This is a genomic window from Herbiconiux moechotypicola, assembly GCF_024979255.1.
Lineage (GTDB): Bacteria > Actinomycetota > Actinomycetes > Actinomycetales > Microbacteriaceae > Herbiconiux > Herbiconiux moechotypicola.
The window spans coordinates 319,646-337,829 of the sequence record NZ_JANLCN010000003.1 but is presented as its reverse complement, the minus strand read 5'-3'; the positions used below and the strand labels follow the sequence as shown (position 1 = coordinate 337,829).

General features: G+C 70.8%; 21 protein-coding genes. 3 read left to right on the top strand and 18 right to left on the bottom strand.

The genetic code is table 11. The features are described 5' to 3' along the window. Window positions 1-3 precede the first annotated feature (3 nt). Entirely contained in the window at window positions 4-681 is a 678-nt protein-coding gene (locus N1031_RS06690; protein WP_259478936.1) for an arsenate reductase/protein-tyrosine-phosphatase family protein, read from the bottom strand. Window positions 682-729: 48 nt separating this feature from the next. On the opposite strand from N1031_RS06690, the gene N1031_RS06685 reads away from it, so the two are divergent. Together N1031_RS06685 and N1031_RS06680 are read left to right on the top strand one after the other, a co-directional pair. Beyond that, window positions 730-1,422, top strand: a complete 693-nt coding sequence (locus N1031_RS06685) for an aquaporin (protein ID WP_259478827.1) — start codon at window positions 730-732, stop codon at window positions 1,420-1,422. Then, on the top strand, window positions 1,419-2,801 hold the full coding sequence (locus N1031_RS06680; protein WP_259478826.1) for an FAD-dependent oxidoreductase: 1,383 nt from the start codon (window positions 1,419-1,421) through the stop codon (window positions 2,799-2,801). Before N1031_RS06685 ends, N1031_RS06680 begins: the two co-directional genes overlap by 4 nt. Here N1031_RS06680 and N1031_RS06675 read toward each other — a convergent pair. The 3 genes from N1031_RS06675 to cmtR are packed head-to-tail and all read right to left on the bottom strand — an operon-like array spanning window position 2,798 to window position 4,133. Beyond that, window positions 2,798-3,109, bottom strand: coding sequence for a hypothetical protein (locus N1031_RS06675; RefSeq protein ID WP_259478825.1), 312 nt, complete (start codon window positions 3,107-3,109; stop codon window positions 2,798-2,800). The two genes, N1031_RS06680 and N1031_RS06675, sit on opposite strands and share 4 nt — an antisense overlap. Next, window positions 3,106-3,774: a cation diffusion facilitator family transporter gene (locus tag N1031_RS06670; protein ID WP_259478824.1), complete on the bottom strand. Its 669-nt coding sequence runs from the start codon at window positions 3,772-3,774 to the stop codon at window positions 3,106-3,108. The genes N1031_RS06675 and N1031_RS06670 overlap by 4 nt, the downstream gene beginning before the upstream one ends. Beyond that, entirely contained in the window at window positions 3,771-4,133 is a 363-nt protein-coding gene (gene cmtR / locus N1031_RS06665) for a Cd(II)/Pb(II)-sensing metalloregulatory transcriptional regulator CmtR (protein WP_259478823.1), read from the bottom strand. The genes N1031_RS06670 and cmtR overlap by 4 nt, the downstream gene beginning before the upstream one ends. A 54-nt stretch (window positions 4,134-4,187) precedes the next feature. Between cmtR and N1031_RS06660 the strand changes: the two genes are divergently transcribed. After that, complete coding sequence (locus tag N1031_RS06660; protein WP_259478935.1) at window positions 4,188-5,189, top strand: arsenic resistance protein; 1,002 nt, start codon at window positions 4,188-4,190, stop codon at window positions 5,187-5,189. 54 nt (window positions 5,190-5,243) lie between these two features. On the opposite strand, the gene N1031_RS06655 is transcribed toward N1031_RS06660, so the two are convergent. The 14 genes from N1031_RS06655 to N1031_RS06590 all read right to left on the bottom strand — a co-directional run bounded on the left by N1031_RS06655 (window position 5,244) and on the right by N1031_RS06590 (window position 18,151). Continuing rightward, entirely contained in the window at window positions 5,244-6,737 is a 1,494-nt protein-coding gene (locus N1031_RS06655) for a putative type IV secretion/conjugal transfer ATPase (protein ID WP_259478822.1), read from the bottom strand. Continuing rightward, on the bottom strand, window positions 6,734-7,522 hold the full coding sequence (locus N1031_RS06650) for a hypothetical protein (protein ID WP_259478821.1): 789 nt from the start codon (window positions 7,520-7,522) through the stop codon (window positions 6,734-6,736). Before N1031_RS06650 ends, N1031_RS06655 begins: the two co-directional genes overlap by 4 nt. 52 nt (window positions 7,523-7,574) lie before the next feature. Then, window positions 7,575-9,035, bottom strand: coding sequence for an SCO6880 family protein (locus N1031_RS06645; RefSeq protein ID WP_259478820.1), 1,461 nt, complete (start codon window positions 9,033-9,035; stop codon window positions 7,575-7,577). A 3-nt stretch (window positions 9,036-9,038) separates the two neighbouring features. After that, window positions 9,039-10,466, bottom strand: coding sequence for a TrbL/VirB6 family protein (locus N1031_RS06640; protein WP_259478819.1), 1,428 nt, complete (start codon window positions 10,464-10,466; stop codon window positions 9,039-9,041). Between the two features lie 40 nt (window positions 10,467-10,506). Beyond that, window positions 10,507-10,776: a DUF6112 family protein gene (locus N1031_RS06635; protein WP_022883069.1), complete on the bottom strand. Its 270-nt coding sequence runs from the start codon at window positions 10,774-10,776 to the stop codon at window positions 10,507-10,509. Between the two features lie 79 nt (window positions 10,777-10,855). After that, entirely contained in the window at window positions 10,856-11,122 is a 267-nt protein-coding gene (locus N1031_RS06630; RefSeq protein WP_259478818.1) for a DUF6112 family protein, read from the bottom strand. Beyond that, the gene (locus N1031_RS06625; protein WP_259478934.1) at window positions 11,122-12,294 is read right to left on the bottom strand and encodes a M23 family metallopeptidase; all 1,173 of its coding nucleotides are present in this window, start codon (window positions 12,292-12,294) and stop codon (window positions 11,122-11,124) included. The genes N1031_RS06630 and N1031_RS06625 overlap by 1 nt, the downstream gene beginning before the upstream one ends. A gap of 17 nt (window positions 12,295-12,311) precedes the next feature. Next, the gene (locus tag N1031_RS06620; RefSeq protein ID WP_259478817.1) at window positions 12,312-12,998 is read right to left on the bottom strand and encodes a hypothetical protein; all 687 of its coding nucleotides are present in this window, start codon (window positions 12,996-12,998) and stop codon (window positions 12,312-12,314) included. A 71-nt stretch (window positions 12,999-13,069) separates the two neighbouring features. Next, window positions 13,070-14,143, bottom strand: a complete 1,074-nt coding sequence (locus tag N1031_RS06615) for a ParB/RepB/Spo0J family partition protein (RefSeq protein WP_259478816.1) — start codon at window positions 14,141-14,143, stop codon at window positions 13,070-13,072. Next, the gene (locus N1031_RS06610) at window positions 14,140-15,003 is read right to left on the bottom strand and encodes a hypothetical protein (RefSeq protein WP_259478815.1); all 864 of its coding nucleotides are present in this window, start codon (window positions 15,001-15,003) and stop codon (window positions 14,140-14,142) included. The genes N1031_RS06615 and N1031_RS06610 overlap by 4 nt, the downstream gene beginning before the upstream one ends. Window positions 15,004-15,085: 82 nt before the next feature. After that, window positions 15,086-15,511: a hypothetical protein gene (locus N1031_RS06605; protein ID WP_259478814.1), complete on the bottom strand. Its 426-nt coding sequence runs from the start codon at window positions 15,509-15,511 to the stop codon at window positions 15,086-15,088. Beyond that, entirely contained in the window at window positions 15,508-16,182 is a 675-nt protein-coding gene (locus tag N1031_RS06600) for a DUF2637 domain-containing protein (protein WP_259478933.1), read from the bottom strand. Before N1031_RS06600 ends, N1031_RS06605 begins: the two co-directional genes overlap by 4 nt. After that, window positions 16,182-17,087, bottom strand: a complete 906-nt coding sequence (locus N1031_RS06595; RefSeq protein ID WP_259478813.1) for a bifunctional DNA primase/polymerase — start codon at window positions 17,085-17,087, stop codon at window positions 16,182-16,184. Before N1031_RS06595 ends, N1031_RS06600 begins: the two co-directional genes overlap by 1 nt. Continuing rightward, on the bottom strand, window positions 17,087-18,151 hold the full coding sequence (locus tag N1031_RS06590) for an ArdC-like ssDNA-binding domain-containing protein (protein WP_259478812.1): 1,065 nt from the start codon (window positions 18,149-18,151) through the stop codon (window positions 17,087-17,089). Before N1031_RS06590 ends, N1031_RS06595 begins: the two co-directional genes overlap by 1 nt. Window positions 18,152-18,184: the final 33 nt, after the last annotated feature.

Sequence of the window (18,184 nt, the reverse complement as noted above, 5' to 3'; positions counted from 1 at the left end):
TAGTCATCCCTTCGTTGTGGTCAGCCGCGGGGCGAGGTTGTGGATACGGGCGGCGATGTCCTCGAAGGCGGCATCGAACGCGGCATCCGATCCGTCACGCACCGGGTCGGGCACCGACCAATGCACCCGGCCCGCGCCGTCGAGTTCCTCGTGGGCGGTGTCGCAGACGGTGACCACGAAGTCGTCCGCTTCGACCACGTCTTCCAGCGCCTGCGGGCGGGGAGCGCGGAGGGTGAGGCCGTGCCGGTTCGCGGCGGCGATCGCGCCGGGCTCGATCGCGTCCGCCGGGTGCGTGCCCGCCGAGGCCACCGGGACGTCGCTGGCGTCGTGCCAGAGCGCGGCGGCGAGTTGCGAGCGTGCGGAGTTGCCGGTGCAGACGAACACCACCCGCCGCACGCCGAGGGCCGGCGACGGGGTCAGCCCCGCGAAGGCATCGGGAGCGAGGTGCAGGTAGGTGCGGCGCCGATCTGCTTCCGACCGGGTGCGCAGCAGCAGCCCTGCCTGTTCGAGCTGGTTCAGGTGGTGCGCGAGCAGGCTTGAGGAGACCCCGAGCTCGGCTTGCAGCTCGACCGGGGCGACATCGCCCAGCGTGAGCAGGTCCATGATCCGCAGCCGCGCCGGATCGGCGAGGGCCGCGTACCGCGCCACCCGCCCCGCCAGGTCAGTTCGCTCAATGTTCATTACCTCAATAGTGACTGAGCAATGTATCGTCGTCAAGGTGATCCGCACATGAGCACGACATTCGTCCCGGTCCCGTTGTGGCGGCGCGCGGTCGCGGAGTTCCTCGGCGCCGGTCTGCTGGTGACCGTCGTGGTCGGCTCCGGCATCGCCGCGCAGCGCCTCTCGCCGGCAGATGTCGGGTTGCAGCTACTGGAGAACTCGCTGGCGACGGCGCTCGGGCTGACGGTGCTCATCGTGATCTTCCAGCCCGTCAGCGGCGCGCATCTCAACCCCGTCGTCACCCTCGCCGACCGCCTCCTCGGCACCCGCCACGCTCCGGCAGAGATCGTGGTCTACCTCGCCGCGCAGCTCGCCGGCGGGATCGGCGGCGCAGTCCTGGCGAACCTGATGTTCCAGACGCCCACCGTCCTGGCTACGACCGACCGGCTCTCGGCCGGGAATCTGCTCGGCGAGGTCGTCGCCACCGCCGGGTTGGTGGTGCTGATCTTCGCCCTGGCCCGCACCGGCCGCAGCGCCGTGGTCGCTCCCGCGGTCGGTGCCTACATCGGCGCCGCCTATTGGTTCACGTCGTCCACATCGTTCGCCAACCTCGCCGTGACCATCGGCCGGATCTTCACCGACACCTTCGCCGGCATCGCCCCGACGTCCGCGCTGTGGTTCCTCGCCGCTCAACTCGTCGGCGCCGCTGTGGGCGTCGGGCTGGTCCTCTTGCTGTTCCCGAACCGAAAGGCCCAGCCATGACCCACCTGATTGCCATCGGCGGCTCCGACGCCGGCATCTCTGCAGCGCTTCGCGCCCGCGAACTCGACCCCAGCACCGACGTGACGGTGGTGGTGGCGGACGAGTATCCGAACTTCTCCATCTGCGGCATCCCGTACTACTTCACCGGCGAGGTCGCCCCGTGGCAGTCGCTCGCGCACCGCACCAGCGCCGATCTGGAGGCCACCGGCATGCGACTGCGGCTGAACACCTTCGCCACCGGCATCGACGTCGCAGGTCGCCGGCTCACCGTCCGCACCCCCGACGGCGCCTTCGAGGATCTGGCCTACGACGAGCTGATCGTCGGCACCGGCGCACTCCCGTCCCACGCCGGCATCGCCGGCCTCGAAGCCCTGTCCCCGGAGGACGGGGCGCATGTCATCCACTCGATGGGCGACACGTTCGCCCTCGACCACGACCTCACCACCCGGCAGCCGCAGTCGGCGATCATCGTCGGCGCCGGCTACGTCGGCCTGGAGATGGCCGAAGCCTTCATCACCCGAGGCATGACCGTCACCCAGCTTCAGCGCGGTCCCGAAGTGCTCTCCACCCTCGACCCCGAACTCGGCGCCCTCGTCCACGACGAACTCACCACCCACGGCGTCGAGGTCGTCACGAACACGACCGTCACCGGGATCGAGAAGACCCCCGCCGGGCTCACCGTCAACGGCAGCCGCGACGGGCAGCCGTTCGAGCAGACCGCGGACCTCGTGCTCGTCGTCGTCGGGGTGCGCCCGAACACCGAGCTGCTCGAGCAGGCCGGCGCGTCCCTCGGCGCGGGCCGCGCGGTCGTGGTCGACGAGCACATGCGAACCGGGCTCCCGCACGTCTGGGCCGCCGGCGACGGCATCGTCACCCACCACCGCCTCCTCGGGGTCACCTACCTGCCGCTGGGCACCACGAGCCACAAGCAGGGCCGCATCGCCGGGGAGAACGCCCTCGGCAGCGACCGGGCCTTCGCCGGCTCCGTCGGCACCCAGGTCGTCAAGGTCTTCGACCTCGTCGCCGCCCGCACCGGCCTGCGCGACCACGAGGCGATCACCGCCGGCTTCACGCCCGCAACAGTCGCTGCCGCCGCGGATGACCACAAGCGGTACTACCCGGGCGCCCACCCGATCCACTTCCGCATCACCGGCGACACCAGCGACGGGCGACTGCTCGGCGCACAACTGGTCGGCAGGCGCGGCACCGAGGTCGCAAAACGCGTGGACACCTACGCCACCGCCCTCTACGCCGGACTCACCATCGAGCAGTTCGACGACCTCGACCTCTCCTACACCCCACCCCTCGGCTCCCCGTGGGACGCCGTCCAGGTCGCGGCGCAAGCGTGGTCGGCCGCGAACGCGAAAGTGCTGGTCTAGGAGCCGACGTTGAGCGCGGAAAGCTGCTCCGGCGTCCCGGTGACGACGAGCCGAAGGTCGGCGTGTGACTCGTCGATGCTCCAGTCCACGAAGGCGCAGCATGTGCTCTCGGTCGCGACCAGCTCCCGCAACCGTCGAGTGGAGTCATCCACCTTCGCGTAATGGATAGTCAGACGGCTGTCCGTGCGCTCGGTCTCCAGCGCGTAGTGCTCGTCGAACGCCTGCCACTTCTCTAGCTGTGCCTTACCCGCCGCGGGGGTGAGGGTGCAGGCGATCGGCAGGCTGTTGAGCGGGCCGATGTGGGTCATGGGGCGACCTCCTCATGGTTGTCGTGGTCGAGGTCTTCGAGGACCTCGAACGGGGATTCGATGTCGCCGTGCCATGCCTCGATGCCCTCCCGGATCGCGAGCACCGCGACGACGAGGGCGGCGATCGAGTCGGCCCAGGCCCAGCCGAACAGGCTGTTGAGGACGAGGCCGATGAGGACGGTGCCGGAGAGGTAGATGCACAGCAGCAGCTGCTTCGCGTCGGCCCGCACGCTCCTGGAGCCCAGCTCGCGGCCGGTTCGGAACTCGAACCACGCCAGCGCGGGCATCACGATCAGACTCGCCACGGCGATGCCGATGCCGACGGGGCTGTGCTCGGGCTCTCGCAGGCCGGTGAGGGCGAGGATCGCGTCGACGGTGACGTAGGCGGCCAGGGCGAAGAACGCGATCCCGATGACCCGGACCGTGGCCTTCTCCCACCGCTCGGGGTCTTTGCGGGTGAACTGCCAGGCGATCGCCGCGGCGGAGGCGACCTCGATCACCGAGTCCAGCCCGAAGCCGATCAGCGCGGCCGAGGACGCGACCGCGCCGGCGGAGAGCGCGATGATCGCCTCGATGACGTTCCAGGTGATCGTGAAGAAGACAATGAACCTCACCCGGCGGTGCAGCCGAGCGCGACGCTCGTCGGTCAGCGACGGCACGCTCATCCGGCCGTGGCCTCGGTGTCGCAGCAGCCGGGGACGGTGCAGGCCGGGTCCAGGCATGGCGCGCTCTCGTCGACAGCGAGCGTCACATCCACCAGGGCAACGAGCGCGGCCGTCAGGTGCGGGTCGGCGATCTCGTACCGGGTCTGCCGGCCCTCCGGCTCGGCGACCACGATCCCGCAGCCTCGCAGACACGAAAGGTGATTGGAGACGTTCGTGCGGGTCAGGTCCAGGTTGCGGGCGAGCTTCGCCGGATACCCCGGCGCATCGAGCAGCGACAGGAGGATGCGGGAGCGGGTCGGGTCGGCCATCGCCCGGCCCAGCCGGTTCATCACGTCCACCCGCGAAACAAGAGTCAGCATCCACTGACCATACAGCGACCAATGACCAATCGGAAGACTGGGAGGATGAGAACCATGCGGACAGGCGCGGAGTGGATGGAGCGGCATCAGGTGCCGCTCTACCTCGCCGCGCTCGTCGTCGGCGCCGCGGTCGGCCTGCTGATCCCTGCGGTCGCGCACCCGGCCGAGCTGGCGATCAACCCCGTGCTCGGACTGCTGCTCTACGCCACCTTCCTCGGGGTCCCGTTCGCGAAGATCGGGCAAGCATTCCGCGACTGGCGCTTCCTCACCACGATCCTCGTCGTCAACTTCGTCCTCGTACCCGTCGTGGTGTTCCTGCTGTCACGGATCGTCGCCCCCGACCAGGTGTTGCTGGTCGGGGTGCTGTTCGTGCTGCTGACTCCGTGCGTGGACTATGTGATCGTGTTCACCGGGATCGCCGGCGGCGCGAAGGAGCGGCTGCTGGCCGCCGCGCCGCTGCTGATGCTCGCGCAAATGCTCCTGCTGCCGCTCTACCTGTGGCTGTTCGTCGGCGCGGAGTTCGTGGCCGCGGTGGACCTTGCCCCGTTCGTCGAGGCGTTCCTGCTGCTCATCGCCCTCCCGCTCGTCGCAGCCGGGCTCACCCAGCTCGCCGCCGCCCGCACCCGCTGGGGCGCGGTCATCCAGGAGGTCGTGCTCGGGGCAATGGTGCCGCTGATGATGCTCACCCTCGCGATCGTCGTCGCCTCGCAGATCGCCGGCGTCGGACAGCAACTCGGCGCGCTGCTGCTCGCCATCCCCGTCTACGTCCTGTTCGCCGCGGTCATGGTCCCCATCGGCGCGGTCGCCGGGAAGATCGCCCGGCTCGACGTGCCGGCGCGCAGGGCCATCGTGTTCAGCGGCGCGACCCGCAACTCCCTCGTCGTGCTCCCGCTCGTCCTCGCCCTACCCGCCGCCTTCGACCTCGCCCCGCTCGTGGTCGTCACGCAGACCCTCGTCGAGCTCATCGTCATGGTCATCTTCGTCCGCCTCATCCCGCGGCTCCTCCCAGCCCGAGATGGCGCCCCGGCCGCGAACTCACGCCCAGAGATACCCTGAATCGACCCATCGACTCGTAAGTTCCCGCCTCAACCGGCTTCAGGAATCGTGAACTTACGGGGTTTTCCCGTTCATGCGTCCGGTGGTGTCGAAGGCGGCGAGCTCGGCGGGGTGGAGCTGGTGCTGGACCACGAAGGAGCGGTCCTTGATGCGCCAGAGCCCTTGCCCGGTGCCGAGGGACGGCAGAAGCCGCTGCTCGGTGCCGGTCAGCCCGAGCGCGAGCGCGGTGGAGCCGAGCTGGTCGGCTCCCTGGCGGTAGACGATCCGGGTCTCCGCGTTCGCCAGCAGGGATGAGGCGAGCGCCCGCATCGCGGAGCCCTGGTCGCCGACGTTGTCGAGGTCGGAGAGCTTGTGGAAGATGAGCAGGTTGGCGATCCCGAAGTGGCGGGCGAGCCTCCACTGGGCATCCATCCGTCGCAGCAGCGACGGGTAGGCCATCAAGCGCCATGCTTCGTCGTAGATCACCCATCGCTGCCCGCCGGTGGGGTCCGAGAGGGCTGATTCCATCCATGCCGAGGAGCAGGTCATCAGCACGGAGATGAGTGTCGAGTTCTCCGCCACGCGGGACAGGTCCAGGGATACCATCGGCAGCGACGGATCGAACCGCACTGTCGAGGGCCCGTCGAACAGGCCCTGCAAGTCCCCGGCCACGAGACGCCGCAGGGCGTGGCCGACGAGGCGCCCGTCCTCCGTGAGCCGCCCATCCTCGTCGTCGCCCGGGCTCGGAGCAAGGATGCGATCCACGACCATCGGCAGGATCGGAACCTCCGCGCTGCTCACCGCGTCTCGCAGGGCGAGGTCGATCGCGGTGTGCTCCAGGGGCGACAGCACCCGGTCCAGCACGGTCTCCGCGAGCGCGCCGATCAGGTCACGGCGACGCGAGGCGACCTGGATCGCCCATTCTGCGTCCGACACCGCGGACGGGCGGTGTCCTTCATCGAGGGGGTTGAGGCGATTGCGGAGCCCGTGGCCCAGGATGATCGCCCGCCCGCCGACGGCTTCCGCGACTGCCGTGTGCTCTCCCTTGGGGTCGCCGGGGACGTAGACGCGTCGCCCGAACGGCAGCGACCTCGTGTAGAGGGATTTCGCCAGGCTCGACTTGCCGGAACCGACGATCCCGGCGAGCACAACGTTCGGAGCGGTGATATGGCCGCGCTGGTAGAGGGTCCACGGGTCGTAGACGAAGCTGCCGCCCGAGTAGAGGTCCTGCCCGACGAACACCCCGTCCGAGCCGAGGCCACCCTCGGCCAGGAACGGGTACTGCCCGGCGAGGGTCGCGGAGGTGTCCTGGTGCTTCGGGAGACGGAACCGGCCGGGCGTGCGGAGCGCCGCCGGCCCCGGCTCGCCGCTGGCGGGCAGGTAGGTCGTCGCGCGACGCTCAGCCTGCTCCGCATCCCACTTGGCCTTCGCATCGTCCTTACGCATCTGCCGGGCTTCGGCCTCGACCTGGGCGGCGGCCCTCTGGCGTGCCTTGCGGTGCTGGCGCCGCTCGCCTTGCGGGCCGACCAGGACGCTGGTGTGCAGCCGGCCCTCCTCCGGCCCGCTCACAGCGAAAGGCCCTGGCCGGGCAATGCCGCGCGCGGGGTGCGAGCGAACCAGTCCGTCGCCTCCGCACGGGCGGCGCGGGCCGGTGCCCGCTCGGCGCTCCGGGCGACGGGCTGAGCGGTGTCGATGCCGAGGAGCGCCGGGTCGGGCACGGCGTCGTACTCGCGTAGCAGCGAGACGTGGCCGAGGAACGGGCTGTAGGTCAGCGTGTAGACGTTCTTGGTCGCCATCCGGTCCAGTGCTCCGCGCGGCGGGTTGTCGTAGACGTATCCGTTGGCGAGCGCGTCGCGCACGGTGTCCTCGCCGCGGTCGTACCCGGCCAGGTGCTCGATCGCGGCGTCGGTGCCTGCGGCGTGGATGAGGTCGAGCACCGTGTCTGCCTCGGCGCCGTCGAGGAACACGACGCTGATCCAGCGTCGCACCGGCACCTGGACCGGGTCGGCCGGATGCCAGGCGATGCGCCCGGACTGCTGGGAGGCAGCGTCCAGCCGGGATTCGACCTGATCGAGCAGGGCACCGGCATGGTGCAGCTCATCGGCGGCGGCCAGAGCAGCGGTCGCGCCGGCAGCCTGGCTTCCCACGTCGTCGTAGGCGCGGGCGCGGTTGGCAATGTGAGCCGTGGCGAGCTGCTCGAACACCTGCCGCAGTGACCGCACCCCACCGAGCAGATCGCCGATCACCGCATAGGTGTCGGCCGGTTCGGTGAAGGCGCGCGAGGCGTGAGCGAGACCCCGCAGCGCCTCATACGCCTCGGTCGCATCCTTCCGGGGGTCATCGAAGGTCGGCATGATCGGCTCCTCACCGTCGCGGGGGGTTGGGCTGTCCGTCAGGTGCGCCCGGTCAGACCGACCGGCACAGCGGCAGCGCGGCGACGGTGAACGCGACCGCCTGCTGACCCGCGAGCCTCCGCGTCTCGCAGGACGCTTGGATGGCTGCCTGCTCGACGGCAGCCACGGCGGCGTCGAGCTCGTCGGCGGTCGGCGCGGACACGGAGATGAGGCCGGACACGCGCAGGACGCCGTGCCCGGCGGTCAGGTCGGCCTCCTGCTGGAGCACATCATCCAGTTCCGCGCTGCTGGCAGCGTCTTCGACCTGCCCGATCTTCCTGCGTTGGGACGCATCGGAGATGAGCTCGGTCTTCTTCTTCCGCAGATCCCGCGCGGCCTGGTCCGCCCGGACAGGTGTGTAGTGCAAGGCCAGGGTGCGGAGGATGCCGTTGGACAGCACGAGCGGGGCGAGGAAGCCGGGGAAGACCTGCGAGCGGGGCCATTCGCTGATCCACAGCACCGCATGGAACGCGGAGTCCGACCGCAACCGGTCCCAGGTCTCGGTGACCGCGACCGGGCCAGCGGTCGCGAGGTCCCGGCCGAGCACACCGTGACGCTCCAAGGCGGGCGCGGCGGCGGGGTCGTAGGCGGAACGGAGAACAACCGCGACCTCGCCGGGCGTGAGCCACCCGGTCGAGGTCAGCTCCGCCGCACGCAGCGCGGTCGTCATGGTCGTCATCTCCTGACGCAGCACCGTGGCAGCGCCTCGCATCCCGCCGCCGGAGGTTCTGATCTGCCGGGCGGCGGCTTTCATGTCCAGGGCGAGGCTGATGGTCGTCGCGTGCCGTTCCCCGGCAGGGCCAGCACGGTCGATCAGCTCGGCGTAGGTGGTCGCGGCCCAGGAACCGTCATTGGTGCCGTGGGTGCGCCACCACTCGGCAAGGCCCGAGCCGGAATCCGGAAGGGTCCGCTCGGAGACCTGAATCCGGGCGATCCTGCCCGACCGGCAGGCGGCGGCCAGCACCCGGCCCCACCCTCCGACGCGGCGTTGCTGTTCGCCCGGGTCGAGGAGCACGAACGCCGGATGCGAGACGCCGAGGATGACGGTGAGGGTCTGGGCGTGCGGGTCGTGGATCATTGCCGCACCGGTCTCCGGGTCCTCCCACTCCCGCAACGACGCCGCATCACCGGGCAGGGCGAGGGTTCCGGCGGGGCGGGGCTTGATGATCCGGCGTCGGTAGATGAGCTGCCCGAGGGAGGTGCGGGCGACCCAGCGGGCGAGGATCGGCACCCACTCGATGATCTTCCGTCCGCCGGCGGGGATCACCGCCACGAGCGCCGCAGAACCCCACAGAGGCGAGGTCCACGCGAGTCCCATCCCGCCGCCCGCGTAGAGGGAGGCGACGACGGTGAGGATCGCGACGCCGAGGACGACGAACTGCGGCAGGGACAGGCCGAGCATGATCCCGCGCTTGGTGAGACGGGAGAACTGCACCGGGGCGAGCGGGTAGTCGCTGTTCGCGTTCGTCGCCATCGGTCACTCCTTCCCAGACGGCGTGGACGACGGCGCAGGCGCCGGGTCCGACCGGCGCGGCGCCGAGGACGGCGGAGCTTGCGGTGGGGCGGATGACGGCGCGGGCCGCACCGGCGGGCTGGCCTGTGCCGGCGGGACGGGCGGCGGCGATGCCTGCTCGGCAGCCGCGCCCGCGTGGCTCTCGGCGGCCCCGCCGACCGCGCCGCCGAGCTTCGGCCCGGCGGTCGCGGCACCCTTGACGATCGCGGCGCCCGCGACCACGGCCGCGCCGACCGGTCCCGCGCCCGCACCCGCACCCGCGGCTCCGGCTCCCGCGCTCGCGCCCGCCCCGGCTCCGGCTCCGGCTCCGGTCGAGCCTGCGGCGACCTCGCCCCCGGCCGTGGCCGCGCTCGAGCCTGCGCCGACAGAGGCTGACGCGGGGGTTGCACCGGACCCGCCCGATCCGCCGCCGGGTGAGGAGCCGCCGTCGAGCACTTTCTTGGCCGTGTCCGCCGAGGGCGCGGAAGGGATCGGGATCGGCCGGTTGAGCGCCGACTTGGCCTCCTGCTCGCTGCTCATCGCGTGGTACATATCGAAGCCGACGAACGACAAGAACTTGTACGTGATGTACGGGGCAAACGCGGCGATGAACATCAGAACGACGCCGGCGATGGGGTCGCTGATGGAGGCGAGGTCGGCCTCGATGGGAGTGGAGACCTGGCCGATCGCGACGAGGAAGATCACGACCAGGACGAGCTTGGAGACGATCAGGGCGATCACGAACGCCGCCCATTTGGCGAACCATCCCTTGGTCGCATCCCAGGTCGCACCGGCCAGGGCGATGGGGCCGAACACGATCGCGACCAACAACAGGGCTTTGCGGATCAGCAGGGAGAACCACACGATCGCCGCTGCGCTGATGGCAAGGCCCGCGAGGAAGATCGTGAGGATCGCCCCGACGCCCGGAGCGGCGATGTTGATGCCCGCGAGGCCTGCGGCGAGGAGAGCGATCTGGGTGCCCATCGTCTCCATCGAGTTCCCGGTGGCCTGCACGATCCCGACCGCGAGCTGGTCGGTGACCTCCAGCAGCAGCGCCGTGAGGGTGATGACGAGGAACGACCCGAGGACGCTCTTGGCGAGCCCGAGTGCGGCGCGGGACAGGGCGGTGGGGTCGCGGTGGATGAGGCCAGAGATGAGCTGGAGGCAGAAGAAGATCAGCATCACGAAGATCGCAACACCAAACAGGACGTTGTAGACGCCGACGTACTCGGCGCTGGTCACGTCGACCAGGGTGGTGGTGTCGAACACCTGCCATACGGCCTCGAACAGCCACGCGGCGGCGCCTGCCATCGCCTGCCCGAGCCAGTCGAACGGGGCGGCGACGAGGGAGGCCGCCCCCTCGCCCACGGCATCGCACACCGAGGAGATGACCGGGACATCGCAGACACTCATCGGCCCGGCCCCCGCTCGGCCGGGTGCGCGCTGTTCGGTGTCATACCGCTTGCCCGACGCCCCAGAAGAAGTTGATGAGCGTGACCGCGGCACCGCAGATGATCGCCGCCCCGCAGGACACGAGGACGCCGACCTTGCCGCGTGAGGCGAGGTGGGGGTTGGAGCTATTGGCGCCGAAGCCCCACACGATCGCGCTGATGATCAGCGCCAGGACGCTGAGGATGAGCCCGACCGTCATGACGGCCCCGACGATGATGCGCAGTTGCTCGATGCCGGGAAGGCCGGACGAGTTGGGGTCGATGTCGATCACGATTGCTCCTTGACGGTGACGAGACGAGTTCTCGACGGTCAGGTGCGCCCCGTCTGTCCCGCTCGGCCGGCGGGGCCGGTCAGAGCTGGGTGCCGAGGTCGAGGAGGAAGTTCATCCACGCGACCCCGGCGCCGGCGAGCGCGGCGGCGCCGACCGACACCCACAGGCCGGTGCGGGCCTTGGTAGCCGCCTGATGGTTGCCGGACGATGACGCAACAGCCCAGACGATGGCGCAGATGATGAGCATGAGGACGGCGATGATGAGCACGAACATCAGCAGCGCGCCGACGATGGACTGCAGTTCGCCGGTTGCGCCGACGCCGTCGAAGTCGGGGAACACGTCCATCAGGCGCTCCCGCCTGCGGTGCAGGTGGTGAGGGTCGTGTCGCCCGCGGTGACGCCTTCTGCGGCGTGGTCGGTGAGCCAGGCGTCCGCGTCGACGGGGTCGTGCCCTTGTCCGCCGGGGTGGATCTCCAGGTGCAGGTGCGGGCCGGTGGACTTCCCGGAGGAGCCGACATCGCCGATGTGCTGCCCGGCAGTGACCGTCTGCCCTTCGGTGACATGGATGCCGGTCTCCCACATATGGGCGTAGTACGACGCGACTCGTTCCCCGTTCACGGTGTGCTCGATGATGACCAGGCCGCCGTAGTTGCCCGTGTACTCCGCATGTACGACGAGGCCGTCGGCGACGGCGAGGATCGGGGTGCCGTCCGCGGCGGCGAAGTCGGAGCCCGCGTGGAACGCTCGTTCCCCGGTCATCGGGTCCTCACGCCACCCGAACCCGCTGGTGCGCACCCAGGTCCCCTCGGGCAGGGGGAACACCAGCCGGGTGGTCTCGGGTACGACCGGTGTTGCGCCGCTGCCACCTCCTGAGCCCGCGGGCCGGGTGAGGGCGGTCACGATCGCCTCAGCGACCGGCTGGTAGTTCTGATACCTGTCCGGGTACGCGCTCACCTCGACCGCCTGGGCGGCCTCGCCCGGGTCGAGGCTCTGCCAGCCGGGGATGTCCAGCAGGCCGCGCGGCGAGGGGTAGTTCGGGCCGGTTGGCCCACCGTAGAACGCGCGGGCCTGGTAGCTCGCGTCCATGAGTTCCGCGACCGTGCCCCACCCGGACTGCGGTCGCATCTGGAACAGCCCGAGGCTGTCGTGATCTGAGCCGTTGCCGTCGTTGGGGTAGTCCGCCGACTCGGGATACGCGCCGGTGTTGGCGAGCATCCGCAGGCTCGATTCGGTGAGCGCGGCCATGAGCGCGATGACCACTCCTGGCCGGCCGACGCCGGTGGTCTGCGAACCCGTGGTGATGATCGTGGCGGCATGGTTGAGCTGGGTGCGGTTCAGCGTCACCGTGGCCCCGTCGCGAGTGGTGGCGGTCAGCGAGTCGGGGATCGGGCCGACCAGCAGCGACCCGGGCAGGCAGGTCGCGGTCGCTGCGGGGTTCAGGAGCGTGGCGACGCCGATGAGCACAGTCGAGGGGGCGAAGAACAGCAGCGCGACGAGCAGGACGCCCAGCTTCCGCATCACAGCGACACCGGTTCTCAGCGGAGGGGGTTGTCGAGGGCGGACAGCCGCAGCAGCTCACATGCCCCTGTCCCGCCGCGACCCGGGATCGGGGGTGTGCAGATCATGAACACCGTGAACGCCACCGGCCGGGATGCCTCGACCGGTGTGGTGTCCCAGATGCCGTCACGGTGCCTCGTGCCGGTGACCGTGATTGCGGTCGCCCCGTCAGGGATCTGCCCGGGTGCGGCCTGCGTCAGCGCGGTCTCCCACGCGTCGGGGACGAACACGTCGTCGATGGTCATCCACTGGCGGGTCTGGTACTGCCGCAGCTGCGCCCATGCCTCCGTGGCGGGGAGGTAGGCGCGCACGTCGGTCACCAGCGCATCCGCCTCCGAGGGGTGAGCGACATCCGCGATCACTTGGGCGTAGTCGGCAGGACCGTACCCGGAGGCGGTGTCCCAGGCGAACAGCGCAGCAGCGATGTTGCGGGCGAACGCCACCGGGCCACCGAAAGGTGACACGGCCTCAGGTGCAGGAGCGTCCGGTCGGCCCGGGGTCGCGGTTGCGGACGGGGACGTGCGGCCCGGGGTCTCGGGGGCGGGTGTGGCGGGGCCGCGGAGGAGTCCGTAGATGCCGCCGCCGACGAGGATCAGCAGGGCAAGACCTCCGGCGGTCGCGGCGATCAGCAGACGGCGACGGCGACGGTCGGCAGCAGGGTTCATGCGCGGGTCTCCCTTCCAGGGCGGCAACAGGTGTGGTGTCGCTGGGAAGGTGCGCCCGCACCGCCGTCGGTTCAGGCGGTTCGTTCGCCCCGGGTCTGCCTGACCGTGCGGGCGGCGTCGGCGAACGCGATCGTGCCGGCGAGGGTCTGCTCGAACCGGGTCCATTGCTCATCGGTGAGCGCAGTGCCGATCACGGTGGGGTCGTAGTGGGTCCACCAGGAGGCCATGTCGTCCCAGGTGGCCGTGAACACGCTCAGCGGGAACGGCACCGGTGCACCCGTCTCGACCGCCGTCAACACCTGTCGCTTGCCTTTACGGGCGGTGGTCTTCGCTGCCTTCACGCGGGCGAGCGCGGCCGTCGCCAGTGCGTCCAGCTCCGCGGCCTTCGCGACCCGCTCGGCATCCCGGATCGCCGCGGCCTCCGCGCGAGCCTGCCCGCGCACTTCCTCGGGTTGGGTCGGGTCGGTGGCGAGGCGGTCAAGCTCGGCGAGGGACAGTTCCGTGTTCACGCGCAGGTGCGAAGGGTGCACGCTCCCGCCGGCTTGGAGGCGTGCGAGCTCCTCGGCCGCCTGGCGGCGCACCGCCTCCGGTTGGGACTCGTCGGCGGCGAGGTGTTCGATCCTGCCGATACGTTCCAGCGACTTGTGCGAGTCCCGGCCGGTCACCATGATCGCCGCCTGCGAGCGGGACTTGCCGTGCGCGGACTGCGGTGGTGGCAACTTGCCACCACCGTCCTCCCAGGCGTCGTCGGCGGTGCGGAACCGGGTGGCTTCCTGGCGGCGGGCGGCGTCTTCTGCCAGCAGAGCCTTGAGCTCCCGGTACAGGCCGGCGGCCTCCAGCTGGGTCAGGGGCTTGTGGAGGAGGTTGTCGTCCTGCTCCGCCAGGAGTTGTCCGAGCCGGTCCGAGATGCCACTGCGGACCCACACGTTTACGGTCCTGATGCCGAGGATCCGGAGCGCGGCCAGACGTCGGGCGCCGCAGATCAGATGCCCGGTTGGGGTGACGGTGATCGGCTGCAAGAGCCCGCTGCGGCGGATCGATTCCACCAGGGGGGAAAGGTCCCCGAGGTCGTGGCGGTGCCGGAGCCCGACGACGATGGATTCGACGGTGCGCTCCAGCTCGATATGCCCGGACGGCGCGCTCATCGCCCCTCCGGTCCCGGATCGAGCCCAGGGGCCGCGACGCTCGCAGCCAGCACGAGATCATCGTCTGCTAGGAGCGCCCGCAGCGGTTCGCCGATCAGCAGCCGCAGCAGCACCCCACGGCCCGCGTTCGTGTGCGCGAGCTGCGGGTCGGGGGCACCGAGAACGACCCGCAGCAGCCCCCTCCAGGATGCGGCGGGCAGATCGAGGAGGGCGCGGGCTTGCCGGTCCCGGCGCAGCACCTCGAACGCCGACGCCCGCGATGGCGCCAGCGCGAGGCGGGCCGTCACATATTCCACCGCGGCGCGCGCCGTCTCCGGCCGCCAGCGGAGCAGGCCGAGCAACGCGATCGTGTCCTCCACCGCCGAACCCACATCCACCATCTGCCCCGGCCCATCCGCATCTGCCTTGTCGACGTCGGTGTCGGTGAAGGGGGCGATATGGAAGGCGGGGTGGTAGTCGGTCAGCGGGTTCTCGCGGTCGCTGAACCGTTCCGCGTCGTGGAAGACCGAGTAGCGGGGGCGGCGGGCTTGGTGCACGGAGCAGAGCAGCCCGTTGCCGCGTTCCTCGCCGATGCAGGTGACCTTTACTGCTCGGGTCACCACCGCCCACGGGTCATCCGCTCGACGTGTGGCGGCGCCTCGCATCGCTTCGAAGGCCGCCGATGCGGCTTCCCACGGGTCGAGGCTGTGTTTCTTCGCTAGCGCCGCGTACTTCTGCGCCGCGTGCCGCATCAGCGCTGCCGCGTCCGGGTCGGTGCGCCACGCGCCGCGGCCGGCGTTGTGCAGTCGGTTCAGCAGGGCGCGCAGCGCTTCCGAGTCCTCGAAACGATCCCGCACCGGGCGGGTCCTTGTTGTGGGCATTCCGGCACCTCCTGACCAGGAGGTGCGCACACGCTCCCCAGCCGGCGCGCTGCGCGCTCTCCTGCCGGGGGCGTACATGGGGTTACCCCAGCCCGATCCCGGACCGTGACACCGGCGACCCCGATGGCGTCGCGCCTTGACCGAACGCCGACACCGGCGGCAACCGCCGCGCACCATCACTGACCCCCGCACCGAGACGCTGGACGCTGCGGCCGGTCGCCCGCGCCGCGTGCACTGGCAGGGAGCGGGTGCGGCGGGCGAGCTCGGCCTGGAAGTCGATCCCGCGTCCGGCGATGCGGGCAGAGCGCGATACCAGCAGGTCGCTGGGGCGTACCCACTCCACGCCGGACCCTCGGCGCGGCACCGTTCGTGCGGCGTCGGTCAGCGACGGGTCCCGGTGCCGGGCCAGCTCCGATACCTCCGCCGCCTCAACAGCGGCGGCAGGGCGGTGCGGGTGGGGGTCCGGGGTGCGGAGCATGGAACGCGGGGTGATGGTCGGCTCGGTCATACGGTCAGCTCCTTCGGGCTCTCCTGCACATCAGGTGCGACCGGCGCTGCCGCGAACCAGCGGCCCACCGTCGATGGCGCCACCTGGAGGTGCCGGGCGATCGCCTTGTTCGACCACCCCTCCTCCCGCAACCGCACCGCCACCAACCGCCGCCCGACCCGCACCGGCACCGACGCTGACGTATCGGCCGGTGGCGGCGGGGGAGGCTCGAGCCCCGACAGAACATCCGCAGCAGGCTCGGTTGCGGGGGCGGGCTCGGCGGTGCGTGATCGGACGAGCACGACGGTGAGGTGCGTGGAGGCGAGTAGCACCAGCGGCGGCACGGCGGCGACGGATGCGGCGAGGACGGCGGGCACGTCGGCGTCGGCGGCGACGATCGCGTGCAGGGCGTTCGCGGTGACCGAGATCAGCGCACCACCGGCCAGCAGCACCCACGGGTACCACGCCGCGCGCTGCCCCGCGAGAGCAACGACCGCGACCGTCGCGACGACGATCAGACCATCCACGATCACCGGCCACGCCCATGCCTGATCCGCCGCGACCCCTGAGCGATGGGCGAGATCAGCCAGGGCGGTGAACGAGAGCCAGAACGCGCCGGCCGCGATCAGCACCGTCCCCGCGACCGCCGTCACCACCGCCAGCCGCCCGCCCCGCGACCCCACCTCGGGCATCACGACAGCACCCGGGTTCGAGACGCCACCGCTCGATGCCCCGTATCGTCGTGCGATCTCGAATCGGTGCTGGTCGGGGCCGCGCCGGCGCCGACGGCTCGGTACGCGGAGCGGATCGTGGTGAACACCTCCCGCGGCGGCAACCCCGCATGCTGCGCCGCTGGCCCCAGCACATCCAACGCGGCGTTCGGCGGTGCGCCGGCTTCTGCGAGGCGGCACGCGGCCCAGAACAGACCGCGGTTGCGTTCGCCCTCCCCGAGAGCGGCGACCCACCCGGCCAGCCGCCGCGCATCCTGCTCCCGCGACACCCCACCAGCACGGAACGACGACGCCGGGCGAGGGTCAAGGAACTCCCGCAGGGCGACGGCGTCCACCGGCCCGGGTGCTGGCTGTGATCCGCCGATCAGCTCATACCGGCCCGGCAAACCACCCTGCACCTCGATGATCGAGGGCGGGACGATGATGTACCCGCCGGTGCCGCGGAAATCCACCCGCGCACCCGCGGCCTGCCACGACGACTGTTGCCGCTCGGGATCGGCCGGGAAGTAGGCGTGCATCCCGCCCGAAGGCGTGTGCACCAACGCCACCCACCCCGTCACCAGCCCGGCCTGCCGGGCCCGGTCGAACGCGGCGAACCCCGAGCCGGCAGCCTTGACGTCCACGTCGACGACGTCCAGACCCGACGCGGCTCCCGTCGGCACGCCGATGTTCGAGGCAGGCCACCGCCGCCACCACCCCGCGACCTGACCGGCATCCGTGGTCGCCTCGTGGAAGCCATGCTCCACCAGGGGACGCTTCCCGCCCGGCACACACGGAAACACCGGCACCCCAGCCGCTGCGATCCGCGCCGCGGCAGCCGGCAGCGGCATCCCCGCTACCGCAGCGAACAGGCGCGCGGGGTTCATCAGAGGCTCCTCGCCGCAACACCTGCCACCGGACGCATCGGTTCGATGGCGGCTGGCGGTGTCCGGTCGACGCGCGGCGGCGTCTCGCGGGTCAGGCCGGGCGGATCACCGCCGCCGAGCTGCACCGTGTCGAGAGCGTCGAGGATCACGCCGGCTGCTTTCCGCACCCGTTCGCCGGTGGCCTGCACCACCTCGGCGGGGTCCTTGTCCGTCACCGTGCCGGCCCAGCCAGAGACGTACGGGATCGCATAGGAGGCGGTGTCCATGCCGTGCGCGGCGCCGATCATCAACGCCACCGACTCCGCCTCCACCTCGCCGATCCCGCGATGTCCCGGCCAATCCGGGTTGTCGGGGCCGTGCAGGCGGACATGGCCGAGTTCGTGCGCCAGCGTCTTCACCTGCGCGGCCGGGTCCATGTTCGTCCTGACCGTGACCGTGCGCGCCCGGTAGTCGGTCAGGCCGTTCGCGCCGCCGATTATGCCCTCGTGCTCCACCCGCAGCACTCGGTACCCGTCCGCCTCTACCAGCGCCGCCAGCCCATCCCACAGCCCCGCGGGTGCCTCGCCCTCCAGCAGCCGCGGCGTCGGACGCTCAGGGATCGGGTCGCCGGTGGTCTGCGAGACATCCCAGACATAGGCGGGGCAGGCGGAGATCATCCGGGAGCGCACCGCCTCACCAGGCTTGGGCTTCTCGAACCTCCCGAGCCGTCGCCACGACTCGGCACCCTGCGGCGTCGAAGACGCGAACCGACCCGTCACCGGGGCGAAGATCATGTACCCTGGCTGACCCTTCGCGACCTGACGGCCGAGCGACTGCCACTGTTTGTAGCCGGCGACGTACGACGGCTCTGGATCCGGCACTCGCCCCTTCTCGAACGCATCCAGGTGCTGCGACCAGATCAGCAGCGTGTTCCCAAACGACCTCGACCGAAACCGCGCCGCGAACACCAACGCACGCCGCCAGTCATCACCCGATGCGAGACGCCCAACCGCGTCCGCCAGACGTTCGTGAAGCTCGTCCAGCTTCGCATCTCGCACCGCGCGAGCCTCGTCATCCGTCGCCATGGCTGCCCTCCTCCCGGCGAGGCCAACGGCGTG